The organism is Pseudoalteromonas fenneropenaei (assembly GCF_042643375.1).
GTDB lineage: Bacteria > Pseudomonadota > Gammaproteobacteria > Enterobacterales > Alteromonadaceae > Pseudoalteromonas > Pseudoalteromonas fenneropenaei.
Genome location: NZ_JBHRSD010000047.1, coordinates 77,161 through 100,338, shown reverse-complemented (window position 1 = coordinate 100,338; position 23,178 = coordinate 77,161). Strand labels below are relative to the sequence as shown.

Below are 23,178 nucleotides of genomic sequence, written 5' to 3'. Positions count from 1 at the left end.
GTTTTATGTTACATCACTTAATAGCCTGGGCTGTAAGTCAGCGATTACTGGTCGCCATCGCGTTACTGGCGTTTGCTGGCTATACCTTAATTATGCTACCAAAACTGGAGTTGGATGCCTTCCCAGATGTGACCAACGTCCAAGTTGCGATTAACACCGAAGCCCCCGGCCTTGCTGCTGAAGAAGTTGAACAGTTAATCAGTTATCCAATTGAAGCAGTAATGTATGCCCTACCGGATGTGGAACAAGTGCGCTCCATTTCAAAAACCGGCTTATCGGGTGTCACCGTCGTGTTTAAAGAAGGTGTGGATGTCTATTTTGCACGCCAGTTGGTGTTTGAACGTTTACAAGCAGCAACAACCCTAATTCCAGCAGGTGTGGGTACACCTGAGATGGGGCCCAATACCTCAGGCTTAGGGCAAGTATATCAGTATTTGCTGCGTGCTAGTCCCGAGTCTGGCTATAACCAGCGACAGCTACGTAGCCTCAACGATTGGTTAGTGAAATTACTGTTGATGCCCGTAGATGGTATTACCGACGTATTATCGTTTGGTGGCAGTGTCCGTCAGGTGCAAGTGAATCTAGACCCCGGCAAATTACTCGCCTATCAACTTTCTCAGCAAGATGTCATGAACGCCCTTGAACGCAATAACGAAAACGCTGGTGGCTGGTATCTGAATCTTGGTCAAGAACAGTTGGTGATCCGAGGTACAGGTTGGTTTCATAACGCTACAGCAATTAGTGAAATTGAAGCTGTGCCGCTTAAAACGGTGGCTGGCACTGTGGTGACGGTTGCCGATGTTGCGCAAGTGCACGAGGGCGATGAGATCCGTCAAGGTGCCGTTACTATGTCTCGGCGCAATGAGAACGGTGAGCTGGAACAACTTGGTGAAGTCGTCACCGGAGTAGTGCTAAAACGCATGGGCGCCAATACCAATGCCACTATCACAGGGATCACTGAACGCGTCGCGATGATCAATCAAGCCCTGCCATCGGGTGTAAGTTTTGAGCCGTTTTACGACCAAGCCTCGCTCATTAATCAAGCAGTTAATACCGTTGTTAACGCCTTATTGTTGGCATTTGTGTTTATCGTCATCATTCTGGCATTGTTTTTACTTGATCTTACCGCCACCTTGTTGGTTTTGGTTTCTATTCCAATAGCAATCGCGTTAGCTTTGGTGACCATGGCACAGTTTGGTCTGTCAGCCAATTTAATGTCGCTGGGGGGACTTGCCATCGCGATTGGTATGTTGGTTGATGGCTCGGTGGTGATGGTAGAAAACATCTTAAAACACCGCCAAAACAGCACTGGCTCGATTAATCAATTAATTATTACTGCGGGGAAAGAAGTCGCAAGACCGATTTTTTTCGCTAGCAGCGTCATCCTCGTGGTGTTTCTGCCGCTGTTCAGCTTTTCAGGGGTTGAGGCCAAACTGTTCCAACCTATGGCTATCAGTATTATGTTGGCGATAGTTGCGGCGATTATCGTTGCGCTGCTGGTAGTGCCTGCATTGGCGAGCTTCTTGTTGCGGCAAACCCAAACCGAGCGCCACAACCCAGTGTTGCGCAGGCTTGAAACTGGTTATCAGCAGTTGCTGCGCTACGCGCTTGTTAGGCCTCGTTGGGTTATTGCTACTATGTTGGTGATGTTGCTTGGCTCGGCTTGGTTAATACCAAAACTGGGGAGTGAATTTGTGCCCGAGCTGGAAGAAGGCACCATCAATTTACGCGTCACCCTCGCCCCTTCTGCCAGTTTAGAAACCGCACTTGCGATTGCGCCAAAACTTGAAGCTGTGCTGTTAAGTTTGCCAGAGGTCAGTTATGCGCTCAGTAAAATTGGCCGCGCTGAACTTGGCGGCGACCCAGAGCCTGTCAATAATATTGAGATTTACATTGGTTTAAATCCAGTTGAAAGCTGGCAAAGTGCCACCGACCGAAAAGCGTTACAACAACTTATGGCGGAAAAACTCGCGGTATTTCCCGGCATTTTGCTGAACTTTTCGCAGCCCATCGCCACCCGCGTGGACGAACTGCTCTCAGGGGTAAAAGCCCAACTAGCGATAAAGTTAATTGGTCCCGAGCTTTCTGTATTAACCACAACAGGTGAACAACTGCGACAATTGATTGCGGCTGTGCCCGGCACCAGTGAAGTTGCGCTGGAACAAATTGCTGGGGAGTCGCAACTGCTCATTACGCCAAATCGCGCAGCACTCTCTCGTTATGGCTTGGCGGTTGCAGATATTATGCAGGTCGTACGCAGCGGCGTCGGTGGTGCACCTGCGGGGCAAATCATCAATGGTAATGAGCGCTACGATATTTATGTGCGCTTACAGTCACAATTTCGTAATTCAGCAGAAGCCATCGCCGATTTACGCATCCTGTCAGGCACGGGCGCTTGGGTGCGCTTGGGCGATGTCGCTGAGGTCAGTTATACCACAGGCGCACCACAAATTCGTCGTGACGATGTCCAGCGTCGCATCGTTATCCAAGCCAACGTTGAAGGTCGAGACATGGGCAGTGTAGTGGCGGATATTCAACAAGTGATAGCAACTCAAGCAACGCTGCCAACAGGATATAGCGTACAAATTGGCGGCCAGTTCGAAAATCAACAGCGCGCGCAGCAACGCCTACTCATTGTGGTGCCGCTCTCATTAGCCTTGGTTGCCTTGCTGCTCTATTTTGCCTTTAACTCTGTCGCGCAAACCTTACTGATTTTGGTCAACGTACCGCTTGCCGTCATAGGCGGTATCGTCTCACTGTATTTGTTTGAGCAATACTTGAGCGTACCCAGCGCAATTGGGTTTATTACTTTGTTTGGGGTGGCGGTACTTAACGGCGTGGTGATGGTGGAAAGCATTAATTTGCGGATGGGACAAGGCATAACTCAGCAAGAGGCCATTTTGCAGGGTGCTACCGCGCGCTTGCGTCCAGTATTGATGACCGCATTAACCTCCGCGCTTGGCTTAATTCCTATGCTACTTTCACAAGGTGTGGGGGCAGAGATCCAAAGACCCCTTGCCGCCGTTGTGGTGGGAGGTCTCTGTAGCGCCACTTTGCTGACCTTAGTGGTGCTGCCGGTACTTTACCCTTACTTTGGCAAAAAATCCTAACCACTAAAGCCACTTAGCTAATAAGGCAACTTGAGACGCATTACTCAAGTTGCCTTGTCACGGCCAAGAAGTGGTTAGCGCTCGTTAAACGAGCAATAATGGTAGCGAAAATGAGTTACAAAATGAAATCCAAATGCGAATCACAATCAATATTTAACCACATGTTTTTAAAGGATTTTTTGTTGACATAAGATGTCAATACGGTAGACTGCCCGCATTGAAATTCAGTTTGGGGAAGCCAATGCAAGGTAAGCAAGCAGTAATCGACGCGTTCAACGCACTTCTCGCCAATGAATTGGCGGCCATTGACCAATATTTTATTCACTCGCGCATGTATGAAGATTGGGGTATGACCAAACTTTATACTCGTTTAGAGCACGAGCGCGAAGAAGAAACAACCCATGCAGACTGGCTTATCAAGCGTATTCTGTTTTTAGGTGGTGTGCCAAATATGACTAAGCGTCGTGACTTATTAATCGGCACCGACGTACGTTCTATGATGGCTAACGACCTAACTTTAGAATTAGAAGTCGTCGGCTCAGTAAAGCAAGCCATTGCAATTTGTGAGCAACAACAGGATTACCAATCACGCTCTGTACTTGAGAAATTACTGTTTGATACCGAAGAAGATCACGTTTACTGGTTAGAGCAGCAACTTGGCTTGATGGACAAGATTGGCATGCAAAACTACATTCAAGTGCAATTAGGTTAAGGACGAGCGATGAAAGGCGATAAAGCAGTTATTAGTGCACTCAACAAAGTGCTAGCCAACGAACTGGTTGGTATTAATCAGTATTTTTTACATGCGCGCATGTTTAAAGATTTCGGCTTTTCACAGTTGGATAAAGCTGACTATAAAGTTTCCATCCAAAAGATGAAAAATGCCGACCGTCTTATTGAACGTATTCTATTTTTAGAAGGCCTACCAAACCTCCAAGATTTAGGCCGTTTACGTATCGGTGAAAATAGCTTAGAAATGCTAGAAGCCAATCTGGCTTTCGAACAAGCAACCATTGGTGACTTGCAAGCTGCCATTGCGCTGTGCGAGAGCAAACAAGACTATATCAGTCGCGATGCACTTAATCACATTCTGAGCGAACAAGAAGAACAGATTGACTGGCTGGATACGCAGTTAAACCTTACCGCTAAGATGGGTATTGAAAACTATCTACAGTCACAGCTGTAAGTGCGCTGTGAGTGTCACTAAAACAAAAAAAGGGCTTACATAGCCCTTTTTCATTTGTTGTTCGCTAACCGCTTAAGCAACTTGTTCTGACACATTTGCAATCGCTATCAGCTGCTCATTGAGAATTTTTTTGGTGCAGTTTGTACATTTACCACATTGTGTTCCTACCGCTAACTCTTGTGACAAATCACGCATAGTCGTCGCACCAGCGTTGATTGTCTGAATAATTTTTTTATCTGTTACACCGTGGCAAATGCAAATATACATGAACGCGAACCAGTCTCAATACGATTACGAGCTGAATTCTAAGTGAAACAACAATAATTATCAATAAGCTTTTTAGAAAAATGAGAACGATTTTGATTTATAACTAAATTTAGTTTTTCGGGCTAAAAATACGACTCTCGAGCGAGTTACGGTTCGTAAATCGCAGCAATATTTTCACTTTTACCTTCACATTTACATAGGTAAGTCGCCCTGTCCTATGTTAAATTTATAAGGATTACATAATAATTAAGACGTTACGGAAGAACACACTATACTGGGAAGTAGTCTTTCTCGTCACTTTTGCGTTCTTGGAGCCTAGTTAATGCGCGTTTGGTTGGCAAACTTTTTAACACTTTGCTTGCTTTTTGCCTTGCCTTGTTTTGCCAATGGGCACTACGCACAAAAACTATCTCGCTTATCAATTGAAGAAGGTTTAAGCCAAACCATAGTCACGCAGATGGTACAAGATCCATTGGGTTATATTTGGCTAGGTACAGAGCAAGGCTTAAATCGTTATGATGGCTTTCGTGTCAAGGCAGTAAGTCTAGACATCGACCTGTCAGACAAACCCATAATACTGCTAAAAAACCTCAATAATGGCCATATATTTGTCTCAACGGGTTATTCAGGCGCTTTTATCATTGACCCTAACACCCTTGCTATTAAACGTGTCTATACCGGTAAACTATCACCTGAGGCGACCCGCTTTTCCCCCATTTCAGCTGTAGTTGAAAAAGCCAACTCACTTTATGTTGGTATTGAGAATCAAGTCTTTATTATTGACTTACGTAGCCTCAACTCCACCTTTCTCTTAGCACTTGAGCCTAAAAATACTTTGGTTCGCGCACTGAACTTAGTCGCTGGGCAACTTTTGGTTGGCAGCGATATGGGACTTTATCAATACCGTTTGAGTCAAGAGATCCTGACGCCTTTAGCATTTATGCCAAAAGAGCAAAATACTAGCTTAAACCAGAATGTTAAAAAGTTAGTGTTAGACCCTGCACTTGGCTTATTAGTAGGCACAGTACAAGGTCTTTATGTACTTCCGTTTGATGGCGAAGAGTTTCGTTCACAATTTGCCTATCCGTTAGTACCAGAGCTGAATATCTGGGATTACGTACAATCCAGCTATGGTGAGTTTATCGCCACCGAGCAAGGTCTGTTTCTTATCGATAGATTGAATAAAACCGCCGAGAAAGTGCTGAGCTATGATCAAAGCCATTTTAATATCATCAATAACAGTATTTTTGACCTGCTGCTTGATAAAGATAATGTGCTTTGGATGGCTTCTCGGGAGCAAGGTGCGCTTTATTGGCCATTACAAGCTATGCGCTTTAACACCATAAAACCCCCTGCAAGTGCGTTGGCTAGTAATAGCATTTGGGCATCGGTAGAAACAAATACAGGTATGTGGCTTGGCACCGATAACGGCCTTGTACAAAAAGATGAGCGCCAGGCAATGGCGCATTATTTATTTGATAACGACCCTAAACAAGCGTTTGGTAGTAATGCCATTTACCATATTGCTACACTCGATGCCGATGGCAACGAGCTGTTACTTGAGACTCCTAACGGCTTGCAATTTTTCGATACTCGCAGCCACCAACTCACTGCGCTTTCAGCGCAATTCCCCATGATTAAGTCATCAGATCTGCAGTGGGGGTTAGGCCAAATCACATCGCAACATATTGCGTTTGCCACCAGTCAAAACTTTTACACTCTAAATATCAAGAACAAAGCGCTTTCTGAAATAAAGGGCTTAAACCGACTACTCGATACTGAGAAGTTCTATCGATTTTTACCACCTCTCCCTACTCATCCCAATGAGCTACTCGTTTCAAGCAATGGCAAGTTGCTGCGTTTTAATCCAGAAACACAAACTGTTAAAGTCGTGTTTGATTTTGGTAGTAATGGAGGCACTGATTTTGCGGTTGTCGACAGCTGGCAACTTGACGACTCACAAACCCTCTGGCTTGCAACCTCAACTATGGGGTTAGTGGCGATTGACGTAAACAGTTATGAACCGCGCTTTGTGTTTGATAAAAGTAATGGCTTTTTAACCAATACTATTTATGAACTCCGTCGTGATAATTTTGGCGCGTTATGGGCAAGTTCGCAAAACGGCCTTTATCGCCTTGACTTAAACTCCCATCACCTTAAACGCTTTACCCACAATAATGGCTTACCCGTCAGTGAGTTTAATGCGGGCGCCAGCATAGTCCTCGAAAATGGGCAAATGGGATTTGGCTCAACGCACGGCTTAGTGATGTTCGACCCTGCAGATTTTGACGACGTAACTACACCTAACCAAACGCTACAAATCACAGATATCTCGTTGATGTCCCGCACATTACCGTTTAATCATAGCTTATATCAAGATGACGCCCTAGTTCTGGAATATGACGATGTGGGACTGCAAATTCACTTTTCCAACTTTGATTTTGCAAATCAATATAGTGATATTTTTGATGCCAAACTTGAAGGCGGTAACTACGCTGAATACCAAAATTTACAGCAAGGTAAGCTATTCTTCTCACGCTTACAACCGGGGAAATATACGCTCACTTTAAGCATGCGTGCCCTTGGCAACAATATCAAACTGGCCGAGAAGTCGTTTCAATTTCGCGTCGCACATCCAGCATTTTTATCGCCATTTGCGCTGTTTGGCTATATGTTGATTGTTACTCTTATCGTCTGTACATGGGCGCGGCAATACTTACAAAAGCAAGCAGCGGTAAAATCCGCGCTTAATTCAGTGACCTTAAGTCAGCAACAAACCGAGCTCGCGCTTAAGGCAACGCACAGCGGGATTTGGGAAATAGATCTAGCCAAACAACAGATAGAGCACTGCCGTATCAACGATGAGCTTGGTTATACCGAACCAAATACAGTAACGAGCCTTGAGCAATATTTCGCTCTGGTACACCCCGAAGACAGAGAACAACTGCGTCAATCCTTGCATAACTTTGTTGCTTCCCCCCATGTTGCACCTTATCAAGCGACCTACCGTATGCAGAATCAAGCTGGCGATTGGCTTTGGTATCATGACATGGGTAAAGTGTCACAGACCAAAGATGCGCAACCGCTTAAGATAACTGGGATTTATACCAATGTCACGGAGCAAAAGGCCAGTGACTTGATGGCCAGTATTCTTGGTGACGCTTTTAGTCAGATCACCGATTGGCTGCTGGTACTTGATAGTAATTTACGACCATTAGCGGCAAATCATAGCTTCCGCCAAGCTTTTGGTTTTGAAGATGATTGCGACATAAAAACACTCCAATTTGAACAATTTTGTGAGGTGGTTGGTAATCGCACTTTGAGTAAATTGCTAAAGCGCATTAAGCAAATGCAGCACAAGACTTCATTACGTGAAGAAGTGTGCTTAAAAACAGCATTCAATGCTGAACACCCTGTGCAACTGAGCGTCAACGCTATTGCAAAACATCATGATCAGATTGAATATTACGTGATTGTGTTAAGCGACCTCACGGAACAAAAAAATAACGAGGCTGAATTCCGTTATTTAGCAAATTATGACGCGCTAACCGGACTACCCAATCGGGTATTAATGATGCAAAAAGTTTCAGACGCGCTGCAGCAAGCCAAAGATCAAGCCTTGGTTGGTTTACTGTTTATTGATTTAGATAAATTTAAACCTATTAATGACTCATACGGCCACGAATTTGGCGACAAGTTATTAAATGCAATTTCACGGCGGATAGAAGCGCAGCTGCCATCAGAATGTGTTTTGGGTAGACAAAGTGGTGACGAGTTCCTAGTGCTTTATGAGCGCATAAGTACTCCAGAAAAACTCAGCGAATTGGTCAATCAATTGTTGGCGATACTGCCAGAAAAAGTCTCAATTGACGGCTTTACTGTGAGTATTTCTGCCAGTATCGGCGCTGCGTTTTATCCGTTTGACGCCAAAACCGCGGAACAACTGATCCGCCATGCCGACATTGCCATGATCCATGCAAAACAGTCTGGGAGAAATAGCTTTAAATTTTTCACCAGTGCGATGAACGATGAGATCTTGCGTAAGCTTACCTTGGAAACTGCTATCAAAAGCGCCTGCCGCGAGGACCAATTTTTCAACTACTATCAACCTATAGTCAATACCCGCAATAATCAGGTGGTTGGCGTAGAGCTGTTAATGCGTTGGCAAATCGACGGCCAGTTTATTTCTCCTGAAGAATTCATTCCGGTAGCAGAAGAGGTAGGCATCATTGAGCAAATGACCGAACAAGCTTTAGCACGCGCCGTGGCGGAGCTTCATCCATTGCTCATTCGTGAAAGTAACTTCTATATTTCACTTAACCTTTCGGCAATTCAAGTGCTAAGAGCCAATGTCAGCGAGCACTTGGTCAACATCCTGTATAGCTTTGGTATCCCTTGCAGTAAATTACGATTAGAAATTACTGAAAGTACGCTACTTGCGGATAAAGTGAAAGCCAAAGCCGCGCTAATGGACCTTCATGAACAAGGCTTTGTGCTGCTGTTAGACGACTTTGGTACGGGTTACTCCTCCCTCACCTACCTCAGCCAATTCCCTATTGACATGATTAAAATAGACCAAGGGTTTGTGCGCAAACTGGAGCAAGTCCCCACCAATAAAGCCATAGTGAAAACCATCACTATGCTGGCAAATAACCTTGGGATGACCTGCATTGCAGAGGGTGTGGAATCCAAAGCACATATCCAATATTTAAGCGACCTTGGTATTGTATATATGCAAGGCTACCATTTCTCAAAACCCGTGCCTGCTGAGACTTTACTCGCAGAGCAATTTATAGCTGAAGTGGGTAAACGCGCAAAAATGACTTAGTGGTGAGGGGCAACCTAGAACAGCGAACTGCTATTGTTAGTTGCTGAATTTTAGCGATGCAAAATGCAATTTGACCCCTTTATCTTTTCAAGTTTGCAAATAGCAAGCGGTAAACGTCACTGGCAACATCATTGCGGCCATCTTTATAAAACAGCGCGAGATCATTTGGTTCATCACTCAACAATGTGACCATATCAACCTCAACGCTAAACGACACCAGCAAGAAAATATACAGTGAGAATAAGTACTTCATAAACACCACTTGAAGTTAATTTATTCCATTATAACCAATAAATACAATAACTTACTTAACACTTTAACACATGCTAGAAGTGGTAGGTAAAATCAATGAACTAAAAATTAAGTCTGTCGACTAAACCCTTACATGCAGGACTGGGTGGTAAATATTAAATTTCTCTCTTGAACTTTTTTAGTTCGCCCATATCAAAAAAATGCGATTCGTTCTTTACTTTGTTTTGGGGACAAGCCCAGCAACTATGGAGATAATAACAATGTATTTTTCGATAACGTCTCAATCTGTCTTTTCAAATAAAAATCTATTCATAAACAAGCAGTAATTAGGCTTTAGTTCGGAGACTTCCATGTTAGAGGTGAGTAATTTAACTCGCAGCTATGGCAGTTTTATAGCTGTAGATTCTGTGAGTTTTAAAATCCAAAAAGGTGAAATTATCGGGCTGCTTGGGCACAACGGCGCGGGTAAAACCACCATTATGAAAATGATCAGCGGCTATCTCGAAGCCGATGAGGGTGACGTTAGTCTAGACGGAGTAACCCTGTCTAAAGATCCAAAAAAACTACAAAGCCAGCTTGGCTATTTACCCGAAAGTTTACCCGTTTATCCTGAAATGAGTGTCGCAGAATATTTAGATTATGCTGCTGATTTAAAAGGTCTAAGAGGCAACACCAAAGTTGCTGAAATTAAGCGCGCCATCAAAGCGACTGATTTATCTGCAAAGTTGTTGGCACCCATCGAAACTTTATCGCGTGGCTATAAGCAGAGAGTGGGTGTAGCACAGGCAATTCTAGGGCAACCAAAATTATTGATTTTGGACGAGCCCACAAATGGTCTTGACCCAGAGCAAACACAACACATGCGTGAGCTCATTAGAGACATTGCTAAAAAAGCCACGGTGATTTTGTCTACCCACATTATGCAAGAGGTGAATGCCTTATGCGATCGGGTGTTGATCTTGAAATCAGGCCAATTGGTGCTTGATGAGCAGCTAGAAGCATTGCAACACAGTAAACAACTGGTGGTTGAAAGCGATTTAGCAGAGGCGAAAAAACTCACTGAAATTGAAGGGGTGTATGCCGTTGAGCACTCGTCTCAACAACTTGTTGTGAGCTTAGAAGACCAGGCTCAAATGCAGCAAGTTGCGGCCAATATCAGTAAAACCATCATTGAAAACGGTGCGCAATTGTTTGCGCTTTATCCGCAAAAACGTGACTTAGAAACCGTCTTTAATCAAATCAATAACGATGAGTTCGTCGCAAACGAGAATATCAAAAAGGGAGGAGCCGCGCATGCAGCCTAGTCATTCTGCGCAGTTTAATGCTGCCCGTATTGCGCAAAAAGAAATCGCGCTATTTTTCTCATCGCCCATTGCTTACTTGTTTATTGGCGCATTTGTGGCGTTAACCTTGTTTATTTTCTTCTGGGCCGAGGCATTTTTCTCTCGAAATATTGCCGATGTGCGCCCGATGTTTGAGTGGATGCCCATTCTACTAATCTTCTTATCGGCAACCTTAACCATGAAGCTCTGGAGTGAAGAGCGACGCAGCGGCACCATAGAATACGTGCATACCTTGTCGGTGCCATTGTGGCACTTTGTGTTGGGCAAGTTTTTAGGCTGCTTGGCACTGCTGGCGATTGCGTTGCTGATCACACTCCCTTTGCCGATCACGGTAAGCTTTTTAGGCGAGTTAGACTGGGGCCCCGTTGTATCGGGTTATTTGGCGGTGATGTTATTGGGTAGTGCCTATATTGCCATTGGTTTGGCGGTATCGGCGCGCAGCGATAATCAAATTGTCAGTTTGATCACCGCGTGTGTGATTGGCGGCATTTTTTACTTTATTGGTACGTCTGCGGTCACTGATTTTTTCTCTCACCAAGGGGCTGAATTTTTAAGACAACTCGGTACGGGCGCGCGCTTTGACGACATCACCCGTGGTGTCATTGATGTGCGAGACTTGGTTTATTATGTTTCGTTAACTTTAGTGTTTTTGGCTTTAAACACCTACTTTTTAGAGCAAGAGCGCTGGGCGAAAAATGACAACAAAGCAAGTCAACAGGCAAATCATCATAAAACGTGGCGGCTAGTGACAGGCTTGTTAGTTGTAAACTTGCTCACCGCTAATGTGTGGTTAAGCCAGTTACCACAATTGCGATTAGACACCACCGCAGGCAAACAGTATTCGATCTCTGAGGCAACCAAATCTTACTTGGCACAGTTACAAGAGCCCATGTTGATCCGGGGTTATTTCAGCAATAAAACCCATCCATTACTTGCGCCGCTAGTGCCACAGGTCAAAGACCTACTTCAAGAGTACGAAGTCGTCGCCGATGGCAGAGTGCGCGTTGAGTTTATCGACCCACAAATGCACCCAGAACTTGAAGAAGAAGCCAATACCCAGTTTGGTATTAAGCCAATGCCATTCCAAGTGGCAGACCGCTATCAAGCGTCGATTGTCAGCTCATATTTTAATATTCTGGTGCAATATGGCGATGAGCATCAGGTGTTAGGTTTTAGAGACTTAATTGAGGTCAATGCCCGCGCCGAGTCAGATGTTGAGGTGCTATTACGTAACCCTGAGCATGACATCACCCGCGCCATTAAAACCGTAATGCAAAACTATCAAAGTGCCGGTAACTTGTTCGATACCGTGAAGCAAACATTGACGTTTAATGCGTATGTATCTGCAAATGACAAATTGCCTGAGCAATTACAAACCTTAAAACAGGGCATGGAAAAGCATTTAAGCGATGTGCAAGCTAAGTCTTATAACAAGCTCACCGTGAACTTTATCGAACCAGAAGCCGAAGGCGGTAAAGTCGCAACCCAAATTGCCGAAGACTATGGCTTTGAGCCAATGGCAACCAGCTTTTTCTCAGATCAAACCTTCTATTTTTACCTGACCTTAGCGGGCGAAGATCAAATCGTACAAATTCCACTGGATGACTTTAGTAACACAAGTTTTGAGCGCAATCTCGATGCGGCAATCAAGCGTTTTGCGTCTGGTTTCACCAAAAATCTAGCCCTGGTAAAACCGGCCTCAGCGCCAAGCTATGGCTACGGCATGCCGAGCAGCAGCTTTAGAGAGTTAGAGCGCATGTTAGGCTCTGAACTGAATATCATCAATGAAGATCTAAGCGATGGCAGTGTTTCTGGTGAAGCCGATATTCTGATGTTAGTCGCACCTAAATCACTGGATGAAAAACAGTTATTTGCTGTAGACCAATTCTTAATGAAAGGCGGCACGGTGATAGCGGCGACGTCACCATACAGTATCAATCTTACTGGTGGCAGTTTGAACATGACCTCGGTTGACAGCGGGCTTACAGATTGGCTGGCGCATCACGGCTTAAAAATTGAAAACAGCCTAGTGATGGATGCCACCAATGCGGCATTCCCAATTCCGGTAACGCGTAATGTCGGTGGTTTCCAATTACAAGAAATGCGCATGTTGGATTACCCCTATTTTGCAGACATTCGCGATGGTTTAAACCAAGACAATTTAATTACCTCAGAGTTACCTCAGCTGACTATGGCTTGGTCGTCGCCTATTACCCTTGTTGAGAATAAAGACAATGTGACTTTTACCAAATTAATTGAAAGCTCTGATAAGGCATGGACCTCATCGTCACTTGATGTGATGCCACAACTGAATGTACAAGGCGAAGCGAGTTATATCTCTGAAAGTGACACTGCTAAGCAGCTCATGGGCGTGATGGCTCAAGGTAAATTCACCTCATACTTTGCGGATAAAAGCTCACCGCTTTTAGCGACTGCTGAGTCTGGCAACCAAAACACACCAGTGGTTGAAAGCGCTGGGAGCGAAGCCGATAGCAACACTGACAGTCAACCCAAAAGCAATGACACCCAGTTTGATATCAGCAGTGTTATCAAACATGCACCTGAGAGTGCGCGCATTATCTTATTTAGCTCAAATGACTTTGTACAAGATCAAGTACTGCAACTTACTGCAGGCTTATCGCAAAGCAATTATTTAAATAGCTTACAGTTAATGATGAACGCAGTGGATTGGTCGCTAGAAGACAGAGCACTGATGAGTATTCGAGCACGAGGCAATTTCAACCGTACGTTACCGCCAATGGAACACGATCAGCAACTCATTTGGGAATACGGTAACTATACACTGGCCTTTGTGTTGTTAATGGCTTTAGCCCTATTTGATCGCCAACGCAGAAAGCGCAAGCAGCGTGAGTATTTAACTTGGATTTCGCAATAGGAGTGCAACCATGAATAAAGCAATAACCATTTTATCTGTGGCATTAGGCACACAGGTGATTTTAGCTGGCGCACTATTTTATAACAGCCAAAATAGCTTTAAGACACAAGCGCCAGTGTCTTTGTTAAGTCTTGAGCAACAAGCCATAACCGAAATCAAACTACAAGAAGGTGACAATGAAAATGCGCTTACGCTGGTGAAAAACGGCGAGGACTGGCATTTGGCTGAGTACCCAACTTTGCCCTTGTTAGATCACAAAGTGTCAGCACTGACTAATACTTTAATAAACAGCAAAGTGAACTGGCCAGTATCACGCACTCAAGCCAGTCACGAACGCTTTAAAGTGGCCGATGACAACTTTGAAAAACGCATTACGTACAAGCTAGCTAATGATGAGGTTGAAGTGATATTAGGTGAGTCACCCAGCTTTAAAAAGCTCTACGCGCGAAATGGCGATAATAACGATGTGTTTACCATAGACTTCAGTGCCTATCAGCTTAGTGTTGATAAAAACGACTGGCTTAATAAGTCTTTGCTTTCGGTGAAAGACATCAGCGAAATCAACCAAGCAGGACTGGCATTTGAGAAAACTGAAATAAAGCAAAAAGCTATTTCAGATAAAAATGTAGACAAAAGCTCAGCCTTACCTGACATCATCAATGCCAAAACCAGTACGAAGATCAGTGTTGAAACAGCATGGCAGGTTAAAGCCCCTGCGAAACTGCCAGAAGGTCAAACTCTCGATACTGCACGTATTGATGAGCTGATTGAGCAATTTTCGAGTTTAACTGTCACGGCGATCGCAGACCAAGAAATTGTTTTTGAAGACATTGAGAAGCTCAGCGTAAAAGATGCCAATGGCAAGCAATTCGACTTTGAATTTGCTCAACACGAAGACAGCTATTACGTAAAACGCAGTGACTTTGAACACTGGTTTAGCCTTGCCAAAGCTCAGTTTGAAAACCTAGCCAATTTCAAGGCTAATGACTTTTTCATTAACCCATCAGATGATGAAAGTAAGCAGCAACTGAGTAATGAAACAGGTAAACAAACGGATACAGAAACTTCAGATTAATTCGCCGCAGTTCTAGTTCCCCCCTTGGGCCATCGCAGCTGTATGCGATGGCCCAGCTTTAGGTAAGTGCTTGTAATCTTATTTCGAATACCTTATGACCGGACTAATTGAAGTTAATTGGGTGACAACACAAGTGAAAGCCATCGCAGACGGTCACCCGCAATATCCTGATATTTTGCCGAATTGCAATTAAATCTTCTTCATCGGTGCCTGTTCACCTTGGTATAAATATACAGGTACTATGTACTTGGAATTATTACTTTCTCTTAGTTGAAAATAGTTTTCAGTGCATTCATATGAAAAGGCATTTCCTCCCCGAAGTACAATCTTTTGTTTTTCCTCACCACTGTACTGTGCATAGAGAGTCCCTTTTTCACTGAAAATATTTAATACTTTGTCGTTTGTTGCTTGGTAATGTCCAATTAACGAGTTAGCTAGCCCTAATGCTTCTTCGTGTTTAACTGGCTTAGGTGACAATCCTAGCTGAAGAGCTATCATATTTAATAAAACTGGACCCGGATGTTTTGTATCGATATTCGTAAATGCTGTTGCAGTCAAATCTGCTGTTGGGAAATAAACATGCCATGCAAAAAATCCGGGAACCATTCCTTGATGTCCGTAACTAACCAAGCCGCTGACTGGATAAATATCAACACCATACCCGTATTTTACTTTATCTCTATTATCTAATATCGCTTGCTTGTGCATTAGTAGATAATTATCTTTTGAAATCACTTTTCCTGACTTTAAGGCTGTTTGCCATAGAGCCATATCTTCCAATGTTGAAGCTACAGCACCTGCGGCCGCAATCCAACTGCGATCTACATGCCACTTTCTTTCAGTAGAGTATTCCGGCTTAATATATGTGTTAGGACTATGAGAGCTATTTGTATATCCTTTCACTTGATCGAGTTCAGTACCTTTAGTCATTACAAAGGTATTTTGCATATTTAACGGTTTGAAAAATGCACGATCAAGATACTCATGATAAGAGACACCCGATGCCACTTCGATAATTTTACCTAAAATGACATAGCCTAAGTTAGAATAGCTATATTTTTCACCTGATTTTGAAATTAAATTTCTATTGCTTATAGTGTCAATTACCTTGTCGATTGAGGCAGACTCATCATAAACGGCTGTTACCGTTGGGTCGTCTAAGTAATCAGGTAGCCCTGATGTATGACTTAACACTCGCTCAATCGTCAAGCTCTTATAATCAGGGTTAATGCTAGGTATAAACTTCCCTAACTTATCCTGTAAAGATAACGTTCCTTGCTCAGAAAGTTTTAATATAGCCGCAGCAGTAAAAATTTTTGTCACAGAACCTATTTGAAAAATATCATCCGTTTGAAGCTTTCGTTTACTATTGAGATCAGCTAGTCCAATAGCCCCCGTATAAACTAGGCTATTTGACTGCTCTATTCGAACAGCCATCCCCGGTGCGCCAGATGAATTACTGCATTTGAGCAAGGTATCAAAATTTGAACTCCTTGCTTGTAAGTTAAAGACAAACAACCCCAATAGTAAAACCCACTTATTTGGTGTTCTCATAACCTTTCCTTCTTATTGATTACACCCGTAATCAATAAAGTATTACATTTGTAATCTTTTGAGGCAAGCTATATTTCAATATTGGTGTATTCAAATATATTTGTATTTTGAACTACCCGCTTCTGGCGCCTATGCGACGGTTCAAATTGCTTAAGCTATCAGCTCAAGTTAAAAACGTTCAGCTAAAGCAATCCCATCATAACCCTCACGCATCTTAACGTTTGCGTTGCGCGGCAACGAATCTTATCGCTGGACTTTGCTTGTTGATAAACCTTTCTTATATAGGTTATTACAGATTGGTAAGATCAGTTTCGATATGCTGCAGGCTTTTGCTCAGCGCGCGATGTAGCTCTGCGGCTGTAATGGGTTTGGCGATAAAATCGTCCATACCGACTTGAATACATCTTAATCTATCTTCTTCAAAGGCATTGGCAGTAATGGCGATAATATAAGGGTGGCGATATTTATCTGCGTGACTGCGAATTTGCCGTGTGCATTGAAACCCATCCATATTAGGCATTTGGCAATCCATTAAAATCACTGGGTAATAATTATGTTCAAGCTTTGCCAATGCTTCGATGCCATCAAGCGCAGTTTCAATACGGCATTGGGTTTTCTCCAGCATTTTCTTTACGACTATCTGGTTTACCATGTTGTCTTCAACCAACAACACCGTTACATCTTTTAAAATTGGCACTTCTATCTCGACGCTGTCGTCTTGTACTTCATGACCAATTTTACATGGCAAAACCACGCTAAAGTGGCTACCATAACCAAGCTCACTGGTTACGCTAATCTTACCTCGCATCAGTTCTACTAAGCGTTTGCAGATAGTCAAACCTAACCCTGTGCCGCCATATTTGCGAGTGGTTGATACATCGGCTTGAGTGAACTCTTGGAATAGTTTTGCCAGCTGCGCGTCACTCATGCCAATCCCCGTGTCTTGGACATCAATTCTGAGTAACTCATTTTGATATTCAACACTCAAGTTAATTTCACCGGTTTCGGTAAACTTACCGGCATTGCTCAGCAAGTTATTGATGATTTGCGTTACCCTTAAGTCATCGAGCATCAAAAACTGTGGGACATTATCTGCTAACCGAGTACGAAATATTACCCCTGTTTTTAAACCAGTTTTTTGAAAGACCTGACTCAGTCCAGTAAATAATTTACGAGTCGACACTGAATGTATATCCAGCTTAAGTGCGCCCGCTTCAATTTTTGAGTAGTCTAAAATATCGTTTAAAATTAACAGCAAATTACGCGCAGATTGCTGGATCATGCTCAGCTGCTCGGCTACATCGTCTTTTACTTTTTCGTTCTCCAACAGATAGGCGGACAAACCAAGAATGCCATTTAATGGCGTGCGGATCTCATGGCTCATATTGGCTAGGAACTGACTCTTTGCCAAGCTCGCGTTATTGGCGACCTTCACCGCTTCTATCAGTTCTTCGGTTTTTTCCGTTACTTGTTGCTCAAGATCAGTATTAAAGTCTTTAAGCTTTTTATTAAGTGCTTCATTTTCGTCATAAGCATTTTGCAAGCGGGTAAAACTCATGTTCAGCTTGAATGCCAGTTGCGAAAACTGCTGCTGCAAACCCACCATTTCTAGAAAACTGTTCTGCGGCGGCACATCCATTTTCAACATTCTGCTGGGGTCAAATTCGTGCATATGATCAGTAAGACGCTGCATTGGTTGAACCAACATTCGCGTCAGCTGACGAATAAATATACTACTGAGCAAAATAATGGTAGCCGCAAGCACAAATGACAGCCCCCAAGCAGAGGCTGCAGCGAAATTAACGTACTTACTTTCCAGCATCACTACAATGGTCCAATCTAGTGCTGATGAACTCGCACTATGAAAATAAAACACCTGCTCTTGCGAAGTAGTATACTGCTGTCTGCTGTTGTCGAACTGAGCGAGTTCGTCTTCAGTAACCTCATCGAGGATTTTAAATTCGCCTTTCAACGAGCTGTAAACCACTTTTCGTTGCTGATCAAAAATCACTAACTCGCCGCGGTTATCAAGCAGCTTAGGGATAAAGCGCTCGAACGATTCAAAAATCAATGAGCCTTCAACAATGCCTTTAAATTGCTTTTCATGGAAATAAGGCGCGGAAATCGCGACAATTGGCTCGCTTCGCATACCACGTCCTTGAAACATCTCAGAAATAAATCCATCAGGAAAATAACGGCCCTCAGAAAAATAACTGCGATCGGCCACGTTGGTAGTCGTGTTTAACAAACTGAGCTTCAACCCTTCTGGGTAAAAGTGCGTTACCATTGCTTGCTCATCAGTTACGATTGCGGTGCGAAAATGCGTGTGCAAACGCAGCAGCTGTGCCAAGGCCACATCTTTTGGTACATTTTGTTCAATACTGCGAGCGGTTAACACTACAGCTCGGCGATAGCTATCGAGATAATCCTCAATTTGCTTGGTAATGGAGCTTGAGTCTTCTTGGAGCTGCGCGCTCACTTCCATTTTTAATCGCGCATAGTAATTGTTCGTCAGGACAATAGAGGTAATGATCACAACCAACACTATCAGCAAGCTCACTGTGTAGTTAAGCATTTGATATAAACGGCTGGCGCGCCATAAATGATGTAAACAGAAAAAACCAACTAAATCGACTACTGCAAGATAAACAGCAGCGTTAATAAAATACTTTGCTAGTGCGGTAAAAATCACCAGCAATGGCAAACTTAGGACAAAGTAGCCAAATAAAAACAGTAAGGCTAGCCCTATCAATAACCAAAAAAGTATTCCACGCAGGAAAAACGGCTTATTTGCTCGCACACACACTATCTGCAACCAGATCACTTCCAGTGCAAACACCAGCGAGGGCCAACAATGCTCCCAGCGCGAATAGATAAATATCGCCCCAATGGCAACTGCCGCCAATGCATACTGCCATCCGAATAGCAGTAACACACATAACACCAATAATTGGCCAAACAGAAACTCAGAGCTGTTTAAAAACCAAAACGGTAATAGATTAACCGCCCCACCCAGCAGGCCCAAACATAAAGTTGCCAATGCAGGGAAAAGCTTATGTTGAGTTATGGACAATGCTGCGCATTCCTAATTGACTCTTGGCATTAAAGTTAAGAGCAAGCCTTAAAAAATGCCAAGGATCTTTTAAATAACTAAATTATCGGATTCGGATGAGCGGGACAGTTATGGCTTTCAACTTGTAACACCAATCTCACTTTACCGAATTGCTTGGTCAATTGTCGTTCCACAGCTACTCTACATAAATCATCATGTTGTGCCAAGGTACAGTGATGCTTAAGTACAATATGCGCCCCAATGGTGATCTGCTTTTGCAAATAACTCACAGTGACATTGTGCACACTTTCCACATGTTCCGCTGCTACGATGGCCTTTTCAATGACTGGCACGTCGGGTAACACTGGTGGTGTAAAAAATAGTCCTTTGATACACAATCTGACGACATTAACCCCAGTATAGAGTACAAATAACGAGATCAGCATACTAGAAATGACATCAATCAACTGCCAGCCAGTTAAATGTAATATAACGCCGGCGATAAAAGTGGAAATGGTAGAGAGTAAGTCCAAGAAAGAATGCAAAAAGACTGCGTAGACATTAATACTGTCTTTGCGGCCTTTATATAAGATCCACGCTGACAACCCATGGAACAAAAACCCTATCGCTGCAATCATCGACATCAGGTAGGAATTAACCGCAAAGTCTTGACCGTCATGGTGTGCTGCAAGGCGCCCGCCGCCCTCGTATAAGATAAACAAACTAATCGACAAATACAGCACGCCGTTGATAAGGCCACCGGTATACTCGGCACGCTTATAACCTTCGTTGAAGTTTTTAGCCAGCCGCACAGCAAATGCCGATGCTATCACCGCAATAAATAATGAGCTGTTGTGGACAAAAAGATGCCCTGCATCAGCAAGCACTGCTAAAGAATTAGAATAATAAGCACCGATTAATTGGATCACCATAAATGAACAGGTGATAGCGAGGGCTAATAATAACCTACGCCGAGAGGCTTCATGAGTTGTAATGTCATTCATCGAGAGTAATACGCAAGCCTTGTGAAGCAAATTCCGCTATCTCAGTACAAAAAATGTCCCAAAACACCTTCCCTCGTCCGAGATAAGACGCAGAACGAGAGATCAGATAAACAGAATTATGATATAAAGTATCAATTGTATCGCTAAACACTGCTACGCGCACCATAAACCTGCAAAATTTCTCGGTCAGAGCTACTAAAAAGACAATACTTTAAAACTGGAAATTGCATTAATACACAGCCATTACCTTATGCGTAGCGGGAAGTGTGGGACGTCTCGGAATTATCTTGCCACTCTTTGTTGTCAAGCCCTGCAGGCAAGTTTGGAAATGCCTGGCGTTTTTTCAGTGCTTCATACAAAAAGCTCAATTGCTCATCACTTAACACGACTTGCTGTTTTCGTTCGATAGTGGCTATCAATAAACGTAATGGGCAGTAGCCCAGTTTATGATGAAGATACCTAGATTCATCAGGAACAACCAGCAGGCATTCGACTTTGTGGCCTAAATTAAAGTATTTCCCAACCTGCTCGCTAAAAGCCAGACGTTGGTTTTCAAGTTGGCTATCGGAATAAGCGTAAGCTGAGTTTGTTGACCAAATACGCCAACTTGCTTGAGCACCTGACTTGAGATCAGTGTGAGGAATTTTCAAGGCAAAAATGCCAAAACGTGACAGCACTAAATGTGCGACAAGTACCTCTCCGTTTGCTACCGGCAACTGCACCTGATTGAGCAACTGATAATCCGCAGCATTCAGCTCTTGTTCTAGTAAAAGCTGCACTTTGTCAGCTAACTCCCGCGGCTTTGATGCGGCATTTCTCAAAAGTAGCCAATAAGCCAAACCACCCGAGAGAAACAGTGCAATGATAATAGGCATTAGATTGAATGTAACAGGTACTTTTGCTGACTCAACGGTTGACTCAGTGGAGCTATTAACACCGCTTAACTGCGCTATGTTAGGCGGATTTTCTAGCTCTTGTGGAGGCGCGGTTTGATTCACAAGTGCGTTTGTAGGGTTTGGCTTTGATTGTGTCTCAACCATATTCTGAGCCGCTTGACGAGCCTTAGACGCCAATTGACTTTCTCGCGTTAGCAATGCCCGTTGTTGCGTAGCCCAATCTTGTTCAAATTGCGCTCTTTGCGTTTTTCGGTGTGCGGCACACCAAACATAATCGGCCATAATCATATCGCTTTTGAGGCAGCGATTAGGCGCTAGATAATAGTTAAGCCAAGCTTGTTGCTTATGCACATCGTCAAAAAAGCTGGTTCGAAGCGGGTTAGTTGATGTGGGTACAACAGCAGGTAACGTCGCAGCCGTAGCGGTATTTAGCTCATTATCAAAGCGCGGCTCACGGCAAAACCGATTTAAGCGCTCATATAACAAACGCTCACGTAGCGATAATGCGGTCTTATCTTGGGTCTTTTGCGAGCGCTGTAATGCGCGATAGATACTATCGTGCTCGGCTTGAAATGCTTGGCATTGATTAAGCGTGAGCTGCGGCTCGAAAGCGTAAGCGGGTAGCACCAACCAAGATAAAATTAGAAAAATCCCGCGACTCATGTCCATGTCCCTAAAGCGAGTAAACACTATAACAAAACGCTCGAATATTGCCCAGTAAAATGCCGCCTGTTTAATCGCTTAACAATTGATTGAGATCCCAGCGTTCGACAATTCCATCGCTACTTAGGCTTAGTACCTGCCCTGTGCTCGCGCCACCCAGCGCAAGCACAGTTGCTTCTGCGCTATTGGCAGCAATGCGCCAAGAACCAAGTTCAGCCCCTGTCCGGCTATCCCATACAGTAAAATGCGCTTTCGATGATGTTGTCACTAACCATGCTCGGTCTTTTATCATTAGGGCTTCACGAAACCAGCGAAATCGCTCGGTGTAGTGTAACTTTGTGATTGGCTCCCCACCCACTAAATCATAAATGACTTGTTCATGCAGTGCATCCGAGGCAAAAAAGCGCTGGAAATCACTGCTCACCGCTAAAGAAGTAATGCGCTTTGGAAAAGTGAATGTTTTCAATACTTGTGCATCAACAAAACGCCATAATGCCACTTCACCATCGTAACCTGCACTCATTACTTGCGTACTGTCATTGTTCCAGCGCAAATGCGCAACATCGCTCTGGTGTGGTTTAAACAAGCGTTGTGATTGGTCAGCAAACGACAGTAAATTAACAGAACCGTCATTGAAGCCTACCGCCACATACAAACCATTTGGCGCGATTGCAATACTTACCACTCGCGCCAGCTCATCGGCTCCAGCTACAGAAAAGTATTGCTCCAACTTACCTGTTGCTACCGACCACATACTGACTTTGTGTTCGCCCGCAATCAGCAAATGTTGATTGTTATTGGCAATGACCATAGCGCGCACCCGCTCACCTAACGCTTGCCCATCTAAGGCCCAACGTCTAGTGCGTGAACTGAGATCCCATAAGCTTATAGTTTTGTCTTGATCATACGTGGCCGCAAGAGAGCCATCATGCGAAAACACCGCATTCACCACTATCCTATCGGTCAAAGCAAAGGCATCATCGGCACGCTCATTGGGTGGATCTTGGCAGGCTTGTAATAACATCATCAATAACAACAGACAATAACGCATA

14 protein-coding genes are annotated in these 23,178 nt (G+C 43.8%); 7 read left to right on the top strand and 7 right to left on the bottom strand.

The genetic code is table 11. The annotated features are described in order from the left end of the window. Positions 1 to 5: 5 nt before the first annotated feature. The 3 genes from ACFOEE_RS19800 (at position 6) to bfr (ACFOEE_RS19790) (ending at position 4,296) form a co-directional block, all read left to right on the top strand. Positions 6 to 3,110 (top strand): efflux RND transporter permease subunit, encoded by a 3,105-nt coding sequence (locus tag ACFOEE_RS19800; RefSeq protein ID WP_377128644.1) that lies wholly within the window; start codon positions 6 to 8, stop codon positions 3,108 to 3,110. Between the two features lie 241 nt (positions 3,111 to 3,351). Continuing rightward, entirely contained in the window at positions 3,352 to 3,822 is a 471-nt protein-coding gene (gene bfr, locus ACFOEE_RS19795; RefSeq protein WP_377128642.1) for a bacterioferritin, read from the top strand. Between the two features lie 9 nt (positions 3,823 to 3,831). Beyond that, positions 3,832 to 4,296, top strand: coding sequence for a bacterioferritin (gene bfr / locus ACFOEE_RS19790; RefSeq protein ID WP_377128639.1), 465 nt, complete (start codon positions 3,832 to 3,834; stop codon positions 4,294 to 4,296). A gap of 72 nt (positions 4,297 to 4,368) precedes the next feature. On the opposite strand, the gene ACFOEE_RS19785 is transcribed toward bfr (ACFOEE_RS19790), so the two are convergent. Then, positions 4,369 to 4,563: a (2Fe-2S)-binding protein gene (locus tag ACFOEE_RS19785; RefSeq protein WP_377128636.1), complete on the bottom strand. Its 195-nt coding sequence runs from the start codon at positions 4,561 to 4,563 to the stop codon at positions 4,369 to 4,371. Between the two features lie 322 nt (positions 4,564 to 4,885). Between ACFOEE_RS19785 and ACFOEE_RS19780 the strand changes: the two genes are divergently transcribed. Beyond that, a complete protein-coding gene (locus ACFOEE_RS19780; protein ID WP_377128633.1) occupies positions 4,886 to 9,391 on the top strand; it encodes an EAL domain-containing protein in 4,506 nt (1,501 codons plus the stop codon). Between the two features lie 79 nt (positions 9,392 to 9,470). On the opposite strand, the gene ACFOEE_RS19775 is transcribed toward ACFOEE_RS19780, so the two are convergent. Beyond that, a complete protein-coding gene (locus tag ACFOEE_RS19775; protein ID WP_377128630.1) occupies positions 9,471 to 9,644 on the bottom strand; it encodes a hypothetical protein in 174 nt (57 codons plus the stop codon). 349 nt (positions 9,645 to 9,993) lie between these two features. Between ACFOEE_RS19775 and ACFOEE_RS19770 the strand changes: the two genes are divergently transcribed. From ACFOEE_RS19770 to ACFOEE_RS19760, 3 genes are read left to right on the top strand one after another with little or no spacing between them, the layout of a single operon-like run. Continuing rightward, the gene (locus ACFOEE_RS19770) at positions 9,994 to 10,947 is read left to right on the top strand and encodes an ABC transporter ATP-binding protein (RefSeq protein WP_377128627.1); all 954 of its coding nucleotides are present in this window, start codon (positions 9,994 to 9,996) and stop codon (positions 10,945 to 10,947) included. Beyond that, positions 10,937 to 13,882: a Gldg family protein gene (locus tag ACFOEE_RS19765; RefSeq protein ID WP_377128624.1), complete on the top strand. Its 2,946-nt coding sequence runs from the start codon at positions 10,937 to 10,939 to the stop codon at positions 13,880 to 13,882. The genes ACFOEE_RS19770 and ACFOEE_RS19765 overlap by 11 nt, the downstream gene beginning before the upstream one ends. Positions 13,883 to 13,892: 10 nt before the next feature. Beyond that, complete coding sequence (locus ACFOEE_RS19760; RefSeq protein WP_377128622.1) at positions 13,893 to 14,957, top strand: DUF4340 domain-containing protein; 1,065 nt, start codon at positions 13,893 to 13,895, stop codon at positions 14,955 to 14,957. Positions 14,958 to 15,146: 189 nt separating this feature from the next. Here the strand turns inward: ACFOEE_RS19760 and ACFOEE_RS19755 are convergent, their stop codons facing one another. The 5 genes from ACFOEE_RS19755 to ACFOEE_RS19735 all read right to left on the bottom strand — a co-directional run bounded on the left by ACFOEE_RS19755 (position 15,147) and on the right by ACFOEE_RS19735 (position 23,177). Continuing rightward, positions 15,147 to 16,511 (bottom strand): serine hydrolase domain-containing protein, encoded by a 1,365-nt coding sequence (locus ACFOEE_RS19755; RefSeq protein ID WP_377128619.1) that lies wholly within the window; start codon positions 16,509 to 16,511, stop codon positions 15,147 to 15,149. Between the two features lie 289 nt (positions 16,512 to 16,800). Further along, positions 16,801 to 19,584 carry a hybrid sensor histidine kinase/response regulator gene (locus ACFOEE_RS19750; protein ID WP_377128616.1) on the bottom strand — a complete coding sequence of 928 codons (2,784 nt, stop codon included), beginning with the start codon at positions 19,582 to 19,584 and terminating at the stop codon, positions 16,801 to 16,803. Between the two features lie 77 nt (positions 19,585 to 19,661). Then, positions 19,662 to 20,567, bottom strand: coding sequence for a cation diffusion facilitator family transporter (locus ACFOEE_RS19745; protein ID WP_377128613.1), 906 nt, complete (start codon positions 20,565 to 20,567; stop codon positions 19,662 to 19,664). Positions 20,568 to 20,815: 248 nt separating this feature from the next. Further along, positions 20,816 to 22,126 (bottom strand): hypothetical protein, encoded by a 1,311-nt coding sequence (locus ACFOEE_RS19740; RefSeq protein WP_377128611.1) that lies wholly within the window; start codon positions 22,124 to 22,126, stop codon positions 20,816 to 20,818. Between the two features lie 70 nt (positions 22,127 to 22,196). Next, positions 22,197 to 23,177 carry a WD40 repeat domain-containing protein gene (locus ACFOEE_RS19735; protein WP_377128608.1) on the bottom strand — a complete coding sequence of 327 codons (981 nt, stop codon included), beginning with the start codon at positions 23,175 to 23,177 and terminating at the stop codon, positions 22,197 to 22,199. Between the last annotated feature and the right edge of the window lies 1 nt (position 23,178).

Excerpts from the sequence above, each read along its gene's own strand:
- ACFOEE_RS19800 (WP_377128644.1), top strand. The coding sequence starts at position 6 with ATGTTACATCACTTAATAGCCTGGGCTGTAAGTCAGCGATTACTGGTC.
- bfr (WP_377128642.1), top strand. The coding sequence starts at position 3,352 with ATGCAAGGTAAGCAAGCAGTAATCGACGCGTTCAACGCACTTCTCGCC.
- bfr (WP_377128639.1), top strand. The coding sequence starts at position 3,832 with ATGAAAGGCGATAAAGCAGTTATTAGTGCACTCAACAAAGTGCTAGCC.
- ACFOEE_RS19785 (WP_377128636.1), bottom strand. The coding sequence starts at position 4,563 with ATGTATATTTGCATTTGCCACGGTGTAACAGATAAAAAAATTATTCAG.
- ACFOEE_RS19780 (WP_377128633.1), top strand. The coding sequence starts at position 4,886 with ATGCGCGTTTGGTTGGCAAACTTTTTAACACTTTGCTTGCTTTTTGCC.
- ACFOEE_RS19775 (WP_377128630.1), bottom strand. The coding sequence starts at position 9,644 with ATGAAGTACTTATTCTCACTGTATATTTTCTTGCTGGTGTCGTTTAGC.
- ACFOEE_RS19770 (WP_377128627.1), top strand. The coding sequence starts at position 9,994 with ATGTTAGAGGTGAGTAATTTAACTCGCAGCTATGGCAGTTTTATAGCT.
- ACFOEE_RS19765 (WP_377128624.1), top strand. The coding sequence starts at position 10,937 with ATGCAGCCTAGTCATTCTGCGCAGTTTAATGCTGCCCGTATTGCGCAA.
- ACFOEE_RS19760 (WP_377128622.1), top strand. The coding sequence starts at position 13,893 with ATGAATAAAGCAATAACCATTTTATCTGTGGCATTAGGCACACAGGTG.
- ACFOEE_RS19755 (WP_377128619.1), bottom strand. The coding sequence starts at position 16,511 with ATGAGAACACCAAATAAGTGGGTTTTACTATTGGGGTTGTTTGTCTTT.
- ACFOEE_RS19745 (WP_377128613.1), bottom strand. The coding sequence starts at position 20,567 with ATGAATGACATTACAACTCATGAAGCCTCTCGGCGTAGGTTATTATTA.
- ACFOEE_RS19740 (WP_377128611.1), bottom strand. The coding sequence starts at position 22,126 with ATGAGTCGCGGGATTTTTCTAATTTTATCTTGGTTGGTGCTACCCGCT.
- ACFOEE_RS19735 (WP_377128608.1), bottom strand. The coding sequence starts at position 23,177 with ATGCGTTATTGTCTGTTGTTATTGATGATGTTATTACAAGCCTGCCAA.